Genomic DNA, 14,735 nt, shown 5'->3' with positions numbered 1-14,735 from the left:
GAGAAGTGAATCAGACATTTATTTCCAGTGTCAGCAATCAACGTAATCATATTCCAAGAAAATCATTGAATTACAGAACACCAATCGAAATATTTTTGAGCTATGTACAAGAAGCATTTTATTCTAGCTTAATTTGACAAATCATATTTTTAAAATTACTAGAAATTATAAAGAAAAAAGCAGTGTTTTGATGTGCTATTTTTATAAAAGCTATGTGACAAAACTGTTAGTAAAAAAACGGTTTCTGTAAGCTAGACACATGTTTCTTTTTGTCAAAATTCGTTACACTTTGTGTGAGGTTATATGAGGAGGGAATCCAATGAACAAATGGTGGTCTAATCCAAAATTGAATTATTGGGGAAAATTCATCATTCGAACAATTTTTTATAGTGCGGTACTGCTGTTCCTGATCTACCTGTATCACTATAAAAATATTCAAGGAGGAACATTTATCTATAACGAATTTTAGGAGGAAGAGTATGGAAATCAAAACGATTATTGAAGCAGTCGATGATTGGGGAATAAGCGAACCTGATCGAATTGCTTATCAGGCGGATGAGATGCATACTTTTGGAGAATTGAAACAAGCATCAGACGCACTTGCTTATTATTTAGAAGAAAAGGTAGAAGGGGATGGACCAATCGTCGTTTTTGGTAATTTAGAATTTGAGATGATTGTCGCATTTCTAGGAATTGTCAAATCTGGTCATGCCTATTTGCCAATTGAAGAACATACACCCAAAGAACGTATCCTGTCGATCTTTCGGGTGGCTAAACCATCTATGGTCGTCAGTATTGGGAATTGGATAGAAGATATTCCTTCTGTTCCTGTCGTAACAAAAGAAGAATTTCAAGAAATCGAGAAGATACCAGTAGAATTTTATCCCAGAAACAGCGTAAAAGGTACAGAAAATTTTTATATTATTTTTACTTCTGGTACTACTGGAGAACCAAAAGGCGTACAAATCAGTCATGATAATCTAGTCAGCTTTGTTCAATGGACGATGGAAGACTTTGGGATCAAGCCTGGTATGCATTTCTTAGCCCAAGCGCCATTTTCTTTTGATTTATCGGTATTTTCTATTTATCCTGCATTAGTTTCTGGTGGAATGCTGAAGCCGTTGAATAAAGAAGTTATTCAGGATTTTCGTCAATTGTTCGCGACATTGCCTAACTTGAAGTTGAATATTTGGGTTTCTACTCCATCTTTTATGGATATTTGCTTGATGGAGCCTACCTTCAATGGAGAAAATGTGCCAGAATTGGACATGTTTTTATTTTGCGGAGAAGAATTGACAAAAAAAACTGCAGAAACGCTACTTGATCGATTCCCAAATGCACGGATATATAATACTTACGGTCCAACAGAAGCAACTGTGGCTATTTCAAGTATCCAGATTGATCAGCACGTACTAGATAAATATGACCGACTACCGATCGGCTATGTAAAAAAAGACACCAAAGTTTCTATTGTCCAAGAAGACAAACTTGTTCCAAACGGAGAAACAGGTGAGATCATTATTGCAGGACCAAGCGTATCAAAAGGTTACCTGAACAATCCAGAAAAAACAGCAGCTGCGTTCTTTTGTCAAAATGACTTAGCAAGTTACCATACAGGGGATGCAGGAAGGTTGGATGAAGACGGGCTTTTATTTTATGAAGGCCGTATGGATCAGCAAGTCAAATTACATGGTTACCGGATCGAGTTAGGGGATATCGAACATTATCTGTTGCAAGACTCCCGGATCAAACAAGCCGTTGTCGTACCAAAATATCAAGGAACAAAAGTGCAGCAGCTTGTTGCTTTCATCGTATTAGAAAACGCAACGAAACAACCGGATTTTCAACTGACCAAATCGATCAAAGAACAATTACTGCAAGTTGTGATGGAGTATATGATTCCTCAGAAGTTCCATTATGTCGATCTGCTGCCTCAGACAGTAAATGGAAAAATTGATCGAAAAAAATTAACAGCTGAGGTGAATCCTGAATGATGTTTCCTCATATGATCCCTTACGCAGAGCCGTTTTATTTTTTTCTTTTAGCCATTGCGCTTATACCAATCGTTCTATCTTTACTGATATGGAAAAAAAGATTACCAATTTATCAATCAGTGGTGACACTTTTCTTTTTATTTGTCAGCTTTGGAGGTACTTATTGGGAACAGGGAGCGGCGCTGATTGGGTATGTTTTTTGGCAGACAATCCTTGTATGGGGCTATTTTGTTCACCGGCAAAGGAAAAATCAAACAGGATGGTTTTACGCCGCCGTTATTTTAGCAATAATTCCACTGTTTTTAACGAAAGTGACTCCTTTTTTTGAACATGGAAAAGCATCGCTACTTGGTTTTTTAGGAATCTCTTATTTAACCTTTAAGTCTGTGCAAATGATCATGGAAATAAGAGATGGCATGATCAAAGTATATAATCCATTTCGTTATATCCAGTTTCTGCTGTTTTTCCCGACAATATCTTCTGGACCCATCGATCGTTATAGGAGATTTGAAAAGGATCAGCTCCATCCACCTGTTCGTGATAAATATGTTGATCTCTTGGGAAAAGGCGTCCAAAATATTTTTGTCGGTTTTTTATATAAGTTCATTATCGGTTATTATTTTGGTCAAGTACTGCTCCCTGTAGTAGGGCGCATCGCATTACAGCATGGTGGGATTTCATGGGCGTTAGTGGGTTACATGTACGTGTATAGCATGTATTTATTTTTTGATTTTGCAGGTTACAGTTTGTTTGCAGTCGGTACAAGCTACATGATGGGGTATCAGACGCCAATCAATTTCAATAAACCATTTTTATCATGGAATATCAAAGAATTCTGGAACCGATGGCATATGACCTTGTCTTTTTGGTTCCGCGATTACGTGTATATGCGGTTGATGTTCTTCATGATGAAGAAAAAAATCTTTAAAAGCAAGATCGTGATGTCAAATATCGGGTATTTCGCTTTATTTCTTCTAATGGGTGTCTGGCATGGATTGACGTGGTACTACATCGTATACGGTCTGTATCATGCTTGTCTGATCTGTCTGACAGATGCATGGATCCGATTTAAGAAGAAGCATAAAGAACAGTTGCCTTCTAACAAATTTACGCATGGCGTAGCCGTATTTTTGACATTGCAAGCGGTATGTTTCAGCTTCCTGATTTTTTCAGGATTTTTAGATAAACTTTTTTTTAGCTAACGAATAGTGACATATTAATTTATATAACAAAGGAGAAAAGGAAAATGGAAGAACAAATTTTATCAATCTTAGAAGAAATAACAGGAACAGATGAAGTAAGAAAAAATCGTGATATTGATCTATTTGATGAAGGTTTGCTTGATTCTTTAGCATCTGTGCAATTATTAGTCGAGCTAGACGGAGAGTTGGATATCCAAGTCCCAGTCTCTGAATTCGAGCGGGAGGATTGGCGCACACCGAATAAAATCATTCAACAAGCAACTGCATTGAAGGGTTGAGTATGAAAAAGAAACTCTTTGCTATTTTTGGACCTGTTGTTCTCGCTTTTGGTCTGCTTGCCCTATTCTTTACTTCTTCCTATCAAGTAAATATTGATAACCCGGAAGTAATCAAGCGAGCGTCTTCATCTATGTCAGCAAATGTACTAAAGGGCGATGCAATAAAAAACAAAGCTTTGTCTGAAAAACAATATATCCCCTTTTTTGGGTCGAGTGAATTAAGCAGGATCAGTCCATTCCATCCGTCTGTTTTGGCTGAAAAATATGATAGAGGTTATCGTCCTTTCTTGCTAGGAGCGCCGGGAACACAATCATTAAGTCAATATATGATGATGCGATCTGCAGGGGATGATTTGAAAAACAAAAAAGTGGTGTTTATCATCTCGCCTCAATGGTTTGTAAAAGATGGTGTAAAAACAGATTATTTCAACACTTACTATTCTGAACTTCAGACCTATGATTGGTTGTTCTCATTGAAAAAAGTTACATCAGCTGATCGCTATTTAGCTAGAAGACTATTAACTTTTTCAAAAGTAAAAGAGAACGATACGCTGACAGGAATTCTACAAACGATTAAAGAAGGAAAGTTACCTTTACCTGATTCTTTGGATCAGTTGCACAGCCAATGGAACATGTTGAAGCGTGAGGATGAGATATTCAGTGATATCGGTTTGAAAGATCGTCAGCAAAAAATCGATCATGAATCAAAACGATTACCAGACCACTATCAAGAAACAGAATTATCCATTTTGGCAGATGAGATTGGAAAACAAGAAACGACAAATAATCCATTTGGTTTGAAAAACGATTTTTATACACATCGTATCCGATCCCACGAGCCAGAACTCAAACAGTCACAAAAAAATTGGGATTATCGTTTTTCACCAGAATTTTCTGATTTTCAGCTGATCTTGGATCAATTAGCAAAAAACCATAATGAAGTGTTGTTTATCATTCCACCGGTCAACGAGAAATGGAGCGATTATACCGGACTATCTCAAGAAATGCTACAAGGATTTGCCAAAAAAATCAAATTTCAATTAAATAGCCAAGGATTCAATCGAATAGCTGATTTTGTCAATCAAGCTGGTACCAATTATTTTATGGAAGATACGATCCATTTAGGGTGGAAAGGCTGGCTGGCCGCAGATCAACAGATTAGACCGTTTTTAGAAGAAAACCAGCTTCCTAGTAGGTACCATCTCGATGATGCTTTTTTCAGCAAAGCTTGGCAACAGCAAGTAGCAGATAAACTACGATTAAAATAAATAAAACAGGTGGAGGATATCTGCCTGTTTTATTTATTTTAGAATATTCTGAAATAAACAGTAAAAATACCAAGTTTGCCTGAACAAAAAACAAAAGCAATGGTATAATCACAATATGAATATAGAAATGGGGGAAAACATTTGGATACAAAAGAAGAACAGCTACTAATTGATTTGACTTCTGCAAAAGGAGTACCTGGGAATGAAGAAGAGGTAAGAGAAGTATTCAGAGAATATGCTAAACCATTCGCTGATGATATTTTTTATGACGGATTAGGCAGTGTGATTGCTAAGCATGGCGCTGGCGGAGGACCAAAAGTCTTTATTTCTGGTCATATGGACGAAGTTGGTTTTATGGTAACAAAAATAACCGAAAAAGGCTTCTTGGAGTTCCAAACACTTGGAGGCTGGTGGGGACAAGTGATGCTTGCTCAACAAGTGGAAATCAAAACACGAGAAGGAAAAATCATTCACGGGGTAATTGGTTCAAAACCACCGCATGTTTTAACACCTCAGGTACGAAATAAACCATATGAAATCAAAGATATGTTTATTGATATCGGCGCATCAAACCAAGAAGAAGCCAAAGAGTGGGGCATACGTCCGGGAGATATGGTCACCCCATATATTGAATACAAACGAATGAACGGCAGTAAATATTTACTGGCAAAAGCATGGGATAATCGGTTAGGGACAGCTGTTTCTTTGCGAGTATTGGAGAATCTATCTAAAGAAGCACATCCAAATGTTTTATTTGCAGGAAGCGATGTGCAAGAAGAAGTGGGCTTGCGAGGCGCTCGAACAAGCACGCACCTTGTAAATCCGGATATTGCTTTTGCTTTAGATACTGGTACAGCAGGTGATACTCCAGGAATGACACCAAAAGAAGCAGATTCGATTTTAGGAAAAGGTCCACAGATTTTGATTTTTGATGCATCGATGATTCCGCACAAAAAATTATTGAATTTCGTTATCGATGTAGCAGAGGAAATGGCTATCCCATTCCAATATACAGTGATCTCTGGCGGTGGAACGGATGCAGGACAAATGCATTTGACAAGAGACGGTGTTCCTTCTGTAGCCATTACTGTTCCTGTTCGTTATTTGCATTCCCACACATCAGTGATCCATGAAGATGATTATTTGAATACAGTGAAGCTAGTTACTGAGTTAGTGAAACGGCTTGATAGTGAAACAGTTGAACAAATCCGGAGTTATGAATAATGAATAATAAAATGCCTATTTCTGAATATCGAAAAAAAGCGCGAGCTTCTTTAGAGAATCAATGGGGAATCAATGCTTGGCTTGTTTTCTTATCCATATTGTTCACAAGCGTCATACAGAATTTTTTTTACGGTTTCAGTCCTTTTACGGAAGAAAGCATGCAGCAAAACCTATTGAGTTTTCTAGTCAATAATTTGCTTTTATTCGCATTCAACTATGCATTGTTTTATATTGCGTTAGTAGTTGTACGAGGTGGCAGACCAAAAAGCAATCTTCTATTTTCAGTTTTCCAAAAAAAATATTTTGGTTCGATACTTGTCATCAATTTGATTAATTCAATCATCAACTGGTTGCTCAATAGTTTGATCTTTCTGCCCATGTTTTTAATCAGCGGAGTGAGTGCTTATACGCAGTTGCTTTTCAATTCAAGTACGGTACCTACGGATGTCATGCCAGGAGATTTTCTTGATATCAGCTTTGTTTTATCAATGGTAGGGATGATTTTTGTTTCAGCACTTATCATGAGCATCGTTGGCGGATTGTTCCAATTTGCTGCATGGACGAAGTTCGACTATCCTGATTTGTCGGTTGTACAATGCTTAAAATATGGCTGGTTCTTATTGAAAGATAGAATCGGTACGTATATTTTGTTGCAACTATCTTTTATCGGCTGGTATTTGTTAGGGGCAATCGCTTTATTCATCGGTCTTTTGTGGGTCATCGTTTATGTGAATGTATCTGTTGCAGAATTTTATGAACAAGCACGGATTGAAAAAGGTGGTCCAGAAGCCTATTTTGCTTAATCTGTAAGCAGTTCATTCATTAGAAAAATAACTTTTGTGGTAGGATAAATCTTTGAGGGGGAATGTATGATGAAATTAACTGTTTTAGGCTGCTTAGGGGCGTATCCTTATAATAATCAAGGGACAACAGGTTATTTACTTCAATCTGACGGTTTCAACTTGTTGATTGATGCAGGTAGTGCTACACTGATCAAATTACAAGAACATCTTGATCCACTTGATTTGGATGCTGTGATCCTTAGCCATTATCATCATGATCATATTGCTGACCTTGGTGTATTACAGTATTACTGGCAACTTCATCCCAAGAGAGATCCGGAGACATTGCTTTCAATTTACGGGCACACAAAAGATTCTGTCCACTTTGAAGAATTGACGATGGCGAATGTCTCAAAAGGACATCCTTATTTTGAAGCCGAAGAATTAAAAATTGGTCCTTTTCTGATTACTTTTATGGAAACAATCCATCCAGTAGTATGTTACGCCATGCGAATCGTAGAAGAAGCAACGGGGAAAGTATTCGTATTTACAGGAGATTCAGGTTATTTGGAAAGTTTCGCTGATTTTGCGAAAGAGGCTGATTTGTTTCTAGCAGATACCTATCTATTTGAAGGAAATGAACATCATCATGCACATTTCACTTCAAAAGAAGCTGGAGAACTGGCGAAATCAGCTAACGTAAAGAAACTTGTACTTACCCATCTACCTCAGTTTGGCGACTTAGAACAATTGAAAAATGAAGCGCAAAAAGCAGCAGGTAAAGGGATAGATGTAGAACTTGCTGCAGTTGACAAAGTGTTTGACATTTAGGAGGAAGAACATGATTTTTGTACCAAATGAAAACCACGACCCAAGAATCAATTTAGCAATTGAACAATACTTGTTGCAAGAAATGCCATTAGATGAACCCATTTTGCTCTTTTATATCAATGAACCTTCAATCATCATCGGTAGGAATCAGAACACGATTGAAGAAATCAATCGAGATTATGTGGAAGAACATGGTATTCATGTGGTCCGCCGTCTAAGTGGAGGCGGAGCTGTCTACCATGATTTTGGGAACTTGAACTTTAGTTTTATTATGCCTGATGATGGTGATTCCTTCCGTGATTTTGCGAAAGTAACACAACCAATCATCCAAGCACTTCATGAATTGGGTGTTGCCGGGGCTGAGTTGAAAGGCCGAAATGATTTAGTCATTGATGGTATGAAATTTTCCGGTAATGCGATGTATGCTACCAATGGCCGAATGTTTGCTCATGGAACGATCATGTTCGACTCTGATATCAATGAAGTAGTCAATGCATTAAAAGTAAAAAAAGACAAAATCGAATCAAAAGGAATCAAATCGATCCGTTCTCGTGTGACGAATATCAAACCGTTTCTTCCCGAAGAAAAACAAAAAATGACAACGGAAGAATTTCGTCAAGAAATCTTGTTGAAAATTTTTGGTGTAGAATCAGTAGAGGAAGTAAAAACGTACGAATTGACCGACGAAGATTGGAAAAAAATCAATCGAATCTCTGAAGAATATTACCGAAATTGGGATTGGAATTACGGAAAGTCCCCAGATTTCAATTTCTCTCGTCAAAAACGTTTCTCTATCGGTTCGATCGAAGTCCACTTGAATGTATCAGAAGGAATGATTAAAGAAGCAAAAATCTTTGGTGATTTCTTCGGACTAGGAGATATCTCTGATGTCGAAAAAAAATTGGTGGGACAGAAATATGATAAAGAATCTCTATCAAAAATAGTTGACCAAATTGATGTGAAAAAATATTTTGGTGCGATAGAATCAGAAGAATTGCTTACCTTACTTTATTAAAAACAAAAAGCAGCGGAATCCTTATGTATTGGATCCCACTGCTTTTTTATATAGAATTCGAGTAATTTCGGGAAAGCTGAACAGTGATACGATCAATCAATGTATCTTTTTCCTGCGTTAGTGTTCCAGTGTAACGATCTGCCACATCTTTCATCATCATCAAATCAAAGCGTTCCTGATCATCTAATTCTTCTGTGATACCTCGACTGAATATATTCGTATCATAATGTGCACTATGTTCGCAACAAATGACGAAATGATCCTCTTGCTCATGTATCGACAAATGAATTTTTCGATACAGCGGATTTTCGATGGCATGAGTTTCTCTAAATGAATGCTCTAGGGCATGAATCAAAAGCTGGGCTAGATCATCATCTTTGATAGGAAGCTCCTCAGGAAGTTCTGCTTGGAAGGTGATCTGGATATTCCGTTTAGCAGCTAACTGTTGATAGCGCGCGAAAATCAGATTTGTCATCTGATGATTGCAAAAAGAACACAGCATTTCAAAATTTTTTGCTTCTTCCAAGATTGTTTCCACATATTTTTTTGCTTTTACTTGATCCGTATGCATTAAGTCTTGCAGATTTTCCATTTCCTGAACAAATTCTAAACGAAGCGTATTTACTTCTTGGATATGCTGTCGAAGTTGCTCATAATGCTGTTCCAGCAAATCGTTTTTGATTTTTAAGAAATCTACTTGTCTTCGGTCTTTATCTGTGTTCAGAATGTGGTCAATCAGATTGTAACTGATAATAACAATCAAAATAATAATGAATAAAATCGTAGACCAATTGATCGTCGTTTGATAAATACCTAGTGCTGTTTGGATATAAATCAAGCAGTGGATAATGGCAACCAAGACGATCCAAGGTGTACAAACTACATAAAAACGATTGTTCTTATATGCTTCACCAATGCAGGTAAGCGAAGTGACTAGAGTACTGATAACACTAGCTATATTAGCAATTGGCATCAATTCAGGAAGTTCTGCAGAAGTAAAAGCTGCATAAAGCAGAACACCAGAAAAGATCGAAAGCTGGATTTTACAAAAAATCCCATACCATTTTTTATAATAAATCATCCGGCTCCAATAATAGCAGATAATGAAAGCCGAGGTTAGGATAATAAATAAATGAGATAAAAAAGAGTGAACGAATGGTTCAAAAAGGATGCCACTTAAAATATCTTCTGAAACAGCTTCAAATCCTAATGCCAAAGCAAAGCAGCTTAAGATAATCAGCGAGTATTCAAGCCGTTTTTGTTTGTACATCAAGTAGATGGTATAGATAAACGTCCCAATAGCAATGAAAACTGCAATGATCATCGTTAATACTTGCGGTACTGATTGAGAATAGATAAAACCGATTAACGGACCAGTTGTACCTATATAGACTTTCGGTGGCAACCCAGCGTAGTTTTGATAAGGAGATGAGACAGAGATCATCAATTTTTTTCCGATGTAATCTGATGGTAAATCTATCACAGCCAGCGATAATCCAGGGTTGCTTTCTGCGTCGTAATCTTCCCGTTGGTATAAAATGTTTCCGTTTAGATACACAGTAATCCATTGGTGATTTCCTTTGATTAGTAAATTTGCTTCGTTCAACGGTTTCTCAAGTGTCGTTTCCATAATAAATGTTTCATCTTTGTCTACGGTAGGAATCGTACGAGTGTACTTGCTGTCAAACTTAAAATCAGGATCATCTTTTGAATAGAAAACCCATGAATCTTTTATTTCTTTCATTTGATTACTATCAGCAGGAGAGAAGATAAAATAGAAGAAATAAGCAATCCCTGCTAAAAATAACACTGATAATATAATTATTATGCTCCATTTTATGCGCATATAGAAAGATTCTTTTTTATTATATATGTTATTAAAAAAAGCCATAAAGGTATTCCTTTCTAAAACTTGTAATTTTAGGGTAAACGTTTTTTTTACTAACGTCAATTATTTATAATAAAAAATGAGATAAAGATGAGGAAATAGAATCAAAAAACGTCGTTGTCATAAAAATGTGTTTTTACAGTTATAATTTGAAAAAAATTTATCGTTATTATATGATTAAGAAGGATTGAAGAAAGAAAGGAGTTGAAAACGATGCCTGATTACAAAAAAATAACTTTTGTTAGTTCTGTAACGCTGATTATATTTTTAATACTTATTCTTCTCGTCGTCTTGGTTCCCCGAATTTTTGGATTGACTCCTTATATTATTGAGGATAGAGAAATGAACCCATATTATGCACAAGGAAATCTGATATATGTACGACCAAAAAATACAGATGAGATTTTAGTCGGAGATATTATTACATATTATGAAAATTCAGGTAAAAAAATCTCGACACGTCGCGTAATAGCTATTGAAAACAACTACAACGACTTTTATACAAAAGCTGACACACGGACTTATATCGAGCCTGGAGTAGTAAAAAAGAGAAATATTATCGGTAGTCCAATCTTCCAGATTCCATATATTGGTCTGGTCCTTTCCAAAACAGCATTTGCATGGATCCAGGGGTTATTCTTTACGATTGCTTTTTGCTTAACAGGAATCACAGCTTGGAATACTTTTGTAGAGTTGAAGAAGAAGCGGAGACGAACACAGAAATTTTTGTGAGAATGTTGAAAAAGACAAATATATTCAAGAGATACCATTACTCTTCTGAACGAGTGATACGGAAAATACTCATACAGCTTGTAGATTTAGCTAGTTGTTCGTATAATGTGTAAAGAGGAGGAGTAGTATGCGCAATGAAATGATGCATCGTCCTGTAGTCAAAGAAGAACTATTGGACTTTATGCGTACCCAGCAAAAAAAATTACCGGGTGAGCTAGGCAAATTGGAAGAAGAAGCTCATGTAGCAGAAGTACCGGTTATTCCCCACGAAACAGTTGTATTTTTGAAATTTTTACTTGGACAGATTCAGCCTGAACGAATCTTAGAGATCGGTGCAGCTATCGGTTTTTCATCAAGTGTCATGGCGACAACAATCGGAGAAAATGCTCATGTTACGACCATTGATCGTTTCGATGTCATGATCGAGAAAGCGAAAAAAAACTATGAACGTCTAGGATTGACAGATAAAGTAACCTTGCTTGAAGGGCAAGCCGCAGATATTTTGCCTGAGTTGTCTGGTCCATATGACTTTATTTTTATGGATAGTGCAAAATCAAAATATATTGAATTTTTACCTGAATGTTTGCGTTTGTTACGAAAAGGTGGCGTTTTGATGGTAGATGATATTTTCCAAGGAGGGACGATCTTGCTCCCTGATGAAGAGATTCCTCGTGGCAAACGAGCTATCCATCGTAAATTAAATGTATTCCTTCGTGTCGTGATGAACCATCCTGATTTGACATCGACCATCTTACCATTAGGCGATGGTGTAATCTTAATGACAAAAGAAGCAGAAGAAATCGATTGGTGATACATGATTATGACAATCAGTAAGTGATTGATTATATCAAGGAATCCATCTAAATTTGATGTGAAAGAGACTGTATTTGTAAAACAACTGAAGGAAATAGTAAATAGATTGAAATAAACAGGAGTAAGTATGAAGACAATGCAACTCCTGTTTTCGACTGATAACCTTAGAATAGATGGAAGCGAATGTTTCTTTTCAAAGGATTGATTTGGTAGTTGAATTAAAATAATTGGCTATTTGCTAATTAAATAACTATTTCATATTGACAGAAGCAATTTAATTATCTATAATTATTGATGTTCCGCTGATTCCTGTCATAGTAGCTCAGCTGGATAGAGCATCCGCCTTCTAAGCGGACGGTCGGGGGTTCGAATCCCTCCTGTGACGCTAAAAAACCGTTAGAAACCTCAGTTTCTAACGGTTTTTCTTTGTTTTTTGTGCCAATATTGTTTGTTTTCAAAGGCAAATAAAATAAAAAAAACATCTTTATCTAGTACAATTATAGGAAGTAAAAATAAAATCCATCAGAAAGAGGAAGCAAATATGTCAATATTATCAAAAATTTTAGTCACTCTAGTGGCCATCGAATTTTTTTATATCATGTACATCGAAACAGTAAGAACTGATTCCGATACGACAAGCAGAGTTTTTAAAATGAATAAAGAAGAATTAAGCAGAAAATCTGTTCAAACATTATTTAAGAATCAAGGAGTATACAATGGACTATTAGGGGTGGGACTACTTTACGGAGCTTACCTTTCTTCCGCACCTAAAGAAATTACAAGTATGCTGTTGCTATCAATTTTTATTGTTGCATTGTATGGAAGTCTGACTAGCGATCGTTGGGTTTTACTAAAACAAGGTGGGTTAGCTCTGTTGGCCTTGCTTTCTATTTTCTTCTAAATGTAGAAAAACAAGGATCTATTGGACAGGAAACTTTGTGAAAAATATTACTTTTTCTCATGAAATATGCTATTCTAATGAATGGTATTTTAGAAAATTTCATGAAAAGGAGTTAGATAGGTGTTCAAAAATTATGTTTTATCACTAAAAAAAGAATTTTTAGGTTATGATCTTTCAAGATTTCAGAAAGATCTTTTGGCTGGAATCACAGTAGCTGCTGTAGCATTGCCTTTAGCCTTGGCTTTTGGGGTATCAAGCGGAGCCGATGCGTCCGCAGGTTTGATTACGGCTATCATTGCCGGCCTCGTTATTGGCGGTTTATCAGGCGGTTTTTATCAAATATCAGGTCCGACAGGCGCAATGGCAGCTATTCTAATGTCCATTGCGGCAACAAAGGGAATGCAAGGTGTGTTGCTTGCTACTTTTTTGGCAGGTCTATTTTTACTTGCAGCAGGACTTTTCCGATTAGGAACACTAACTTCTTTTATCCCAGCACCAGTAATCACAGGATTTACTTCAGGTATTGCTATTATTATTGCATTAGGTCAGATCGATAATTTGTTTGGTGTTCATTCGGAAGGTACAAATGTTATTGAAAAGCTAAGTAGTTATCAAACACTAGGTTTTCCAATAAACATAGCATCTTTGATTATGGGAGGACTAGTCATTTTAGGGATGTTCATCTATCCGAAAAAATGGGCGAAACGAATGCCTAGTTCGCTGTTGGCCATCATTTTAGCAACAGCAGTTACGCTACTGTGTCATTTACCAGTAGCCACTGTTGGTAACATCCCACAAACACTGATCAGCAGTAATCGCTTGGGCTTGGGAGATTTTAGCTTTTCTGCCTTGCAACAAGTAGCCGTTCCGGCCATTAGTATTGCTCTGTTAGGGATGATTGAGAGCTTATTATGTGGTGCTTCTGCTGGTCGAATGGCGAATAAATCATTAGACAGTAACCAAGAATTAGTGGCACAAGGGGTTGGAAATCTATTGCTTCCTTTTTTTGGTGGGATTCCTGCTACTGCAGCCATTGCTCGTACAAGTGTGGCCATCAAATCTGGCGCACAAACCAGATTAGCTGGCATGATCCATGCAGTTGTCTTGTTGCTCTCCATGCTTGTTTTTGCGCCAGTGATGTCACAGATTCCGATGCCGGCACTTGCAGGCGTTTTGATCGTGACAGCTTGGCGTATGAATGAATGGAGAACGATTAAGGAGCTATTTGTTCATAAATATTGGTCAGCTATTCTATTGTTTGTTCTTACAATGATTTGTACAGTCATCTTTGATTTAAGTATTGCTATTGTAATTGGGATTATCGGCGGTTGTGTATTTTTTGTTGTAAAAAGTGCGGCTATCACGATTTCATTAGAAACAATCGATTGGCAAAGAATGGGGCTGCCAGAAACGGAAAAGCTGAATAATTGGACAGTAGTGTACATTAGCGGTCCGCTATTTTTCATGTCTTCAGAGAAACTAAAAAATAAATTGGAAGAACTAAACCATCACGACGGTGTTATCTTCTCCATGCGCGGGGTACCAAGTATTGATTTGACGGCACGTGCAGTTTTTGATGAATTTCAAGAAAAAGCAGAACAGAGAGGACAAACGATTATTTATACTTCCTTGCAGCCAGAAGTAGAAAAACAGCTTTCTCACCTATGGGAATATACATCCACACATCAACATCAAACAGTTGCTCATGCGTTGACAGCATTGCATGCGAAATATACGGCAATGAGCCATTAAAACAATGAAAAAGAACAGACAAGACTGTAAACTAAAAATTACACCGTCTTGTCTG

The 14,735-nt window shown here is 36.9% G+C and carries 14 protein-coding genes, 1 tRNA gene and 1 pseudogene; 15 read left to right on the top strand and 1 reads right to left on the bottom strand.

Features of this window, described 5'->3' with window-relative positions; all coding sequences use genetic code 11:
* The 10 genes and pseudogenes from KFO35_RS07755 to lplA all read left to right on the top strand — a co-directional run.
* A pseudogene (locus KFO35_RS07755) lies at nucleotides 1-137 on the top strand (IS30 family transposase); the annotation flags it as partial.
* A gap of 182 nt (nucleotides 138-319) precedes the next feature.
* Entirely contained in the window at nucleotides 320-469 is a 150-nt protein-coding gene (locus KFO35_RS07750; RefSeq protein WP_002292353.1) for a teichoic acid D-Ala incorporation-associated protein DltX, read from the top strand.
* Between the two features lie 10 nt (nucleotides 470-479).
* Nucleotides 480-1,994, top strand: coding sequence for a D-alanine--poly(phosphoribitol) ligase subunit DltA (gene dltA / locus KFO35_RS07745; RefSeq protein WP_070705082.1), 1,515 nt, complete (start codon nucleotides 480-482; stop codon nucleotides 1,992-1,994).
* Entirely contained in the window at nucleotides 1,991-3,196 is a 1,206-nt protein-coding gene (gene dltB / locus KFO35_RS07740) for a D-alanyl-lipoteichoic acid biosynthesis protein DltB (protein ID WP_002315425.1), read from the top strand. Before dltA ends, dltB begins: the two co-directional genes overlap by 4 nt.
* A gap of 44 nt (nucleotides 3,197-3,240) precedes the next feature.
* Nucleotides 3,241-3,474, top strand: coding sequence for a D-alanine--poly(phosphoribitol) ligase subunit DltC (gene dltC, locus KFO35_RS07735; RefSeq protein WP_002292356.1), 234 nt, complete (start codon nucleotides 3,241-3,243; stop codon nucleotides 3,472-3,474).
* Between the two features lie 2 nt (nucleotides 3,475-3,476).
* On the top strand, nucleotides 3,477-4,742 hold the full coding sequence (dltD, locus tag KFO35_RS07730; RefSeq protein WP_025477279.1) for a D-alanyl-lipoteichoic acid biosynthesis protein DltD: 1,266 nt from the start codon (nucleotides 3,477-3,479) through the stop codon (nucleotides 4,740-4,742).
* 141 nt (nucleotides 4,743-4,883) lie between these two features.
* Nucleotides 4,884-5,966 carry a M42 family metallopeptidase gene (locus KFO35_RS07725; RefSeq protein WP_002315423.1) on the top strand — a complete coding sequence of 361 codons (1,083 nt, stop codon included), beginning with the start codon at nucleotides 4,884-4,886 and terminating at the stop codon, nucleotides 5,964-5,966.
* Complete coding sequence (locus tag KFO35_RS07720; RefSeq protein ID WP_156272094.1) at nucleotides 5,966-6,769, top strand: DUF975 family protein; 804 nt, start codon at nucleotides 5,966-5,968, stop codon at nucleotides 6,767-6,769. Before KFO35_RS07725 ends, KFO35_RS07720 begins: the two co-directional genes overlap by 1 nt.
* Nucleotides 6,770-6,838: 69 nt before the next feature.
* Complete coding sequence (locus tag KFO35_RS07715; RefSeq protein WP_016853388.1) at nucleotides 6,839-7,579, top strand: MBL fold metallo-hydrolase; 741 nt, start codon at nucleotides 6,839-6,841, stop codon at nucleotides 7,577-7,579.
* A gap of 10 nt (nucleotides 7,580-7,589) precedes the next feature.
* Entirely contained in the window at nucleotides 7,590-8,594 is a 1,005-nt protein-coding gene (gene lplA, locus KFO35_RS07710) for a lipoate--protein ligase (protein WP_002310251.1), read from the top strand.
* A gap of 46 nt (nucleotides 8,595-8,640) precedes the next feature.
* Here the strand turns inward: lplA and KFO35_RS07705 are convergent, their stop codons facing one another.
* Nucleotides 8,641-10,485, bottom strand: a complete 1,845-nt coding sequence (locus KFO35_RS07705; RefSeq protein ID WP_002315421.1) for an ATP-binding protein — start codon at nucleotides 10,483-10,485, stop codon at nucleotides 8,641-8,643.
* A 210-nt stretch (nucleotides 10,486-10,695) separates the two neighbouring features.
* Between KFO35_RS07705 and KFO35_RS07700 the strand changes: the two genes are divergently transcribed.
* The 5 genes from KFO35_RS07700 to KFO35_RS07680 all read left to right on the top strand — a co-directional run bounded on the left by KFO35_RS07700 (nucleotide 10,696) and on the right by KFO35_RS07680 (nucleotide 14,680).
* On the top strand, nucleotides 10,696-11,214 hold the full coding sequence (locus KFO35_RS07700; RefSeq protein WP_002292363.1) for a signal peptidase I: 519 nt from the start codon (nucleotides 10,696-10,698) through the stop codon (nucleotides 11,212-11,214).
* A 127-nt stretch (nucleotides 11,215-11,341) separates the two neighbouring features.
* Nucleotides 11,342-12,025 carry an O-methyltransferase gene (locus tag KFO35_RS07695; RefSeq protein ID WP_002315420.1) on the top strand — a complete coding sequence of 228 codons (684 nt, stop codon included), beginning with the start codon at nucleotides 11,342-11,344 and terminating at the stop codon, nucleotides 12,023-12,025.
* Between the two features lie 313 nt (nucleotides 12,026-12,338).
* Nucleotides 12,339-12,412: transfer RNA gene (locus tag KFO35_RS07690), tRNA-Arg, on the top strand.
* Between the two features lie 156 nt (nucleotides 12,413-12,568).
* Nucleotides 12,569-12,928, top strand: a complete 360-nt coding sequence (locus KFO35_RS07685; RefSeq protein ID WP_002315419.1) for a DUF1304 domain-containing protein — start codon at nucleotides 12,569-12,571, stop codon at nucleotides 12,926-12,928.
* Between the two features lie 120 nt (nucleotides 12,929-13,048).
* Nucleotides 13,049-14,680: a SulP family inorganic anion transporter gene (locus tag KFO35_RS07680; protein WP_002315418.1), complete on the top strand. Its 1,632-nt coding sequence runs from the start codon at nucleotides 13,049-13,051 to the stop codon at nucleotides 14,678-14,680.
* Nucleotides 14,681-14,735 lie beyond the last annotated feature (55 nt).

The organism is Enterococcus lactis, assembly GCF_015751045.1.
GTDB classification, from domain to species: Bacteria; Bacillota; Bacilli; order Lactobacillales; family Enterococcaceae; genus Enterococcus_B; species Enterococcus_B lactis.
This window is presented reverse-complemented; position numbering and strand designations above follow the sequence as displayed.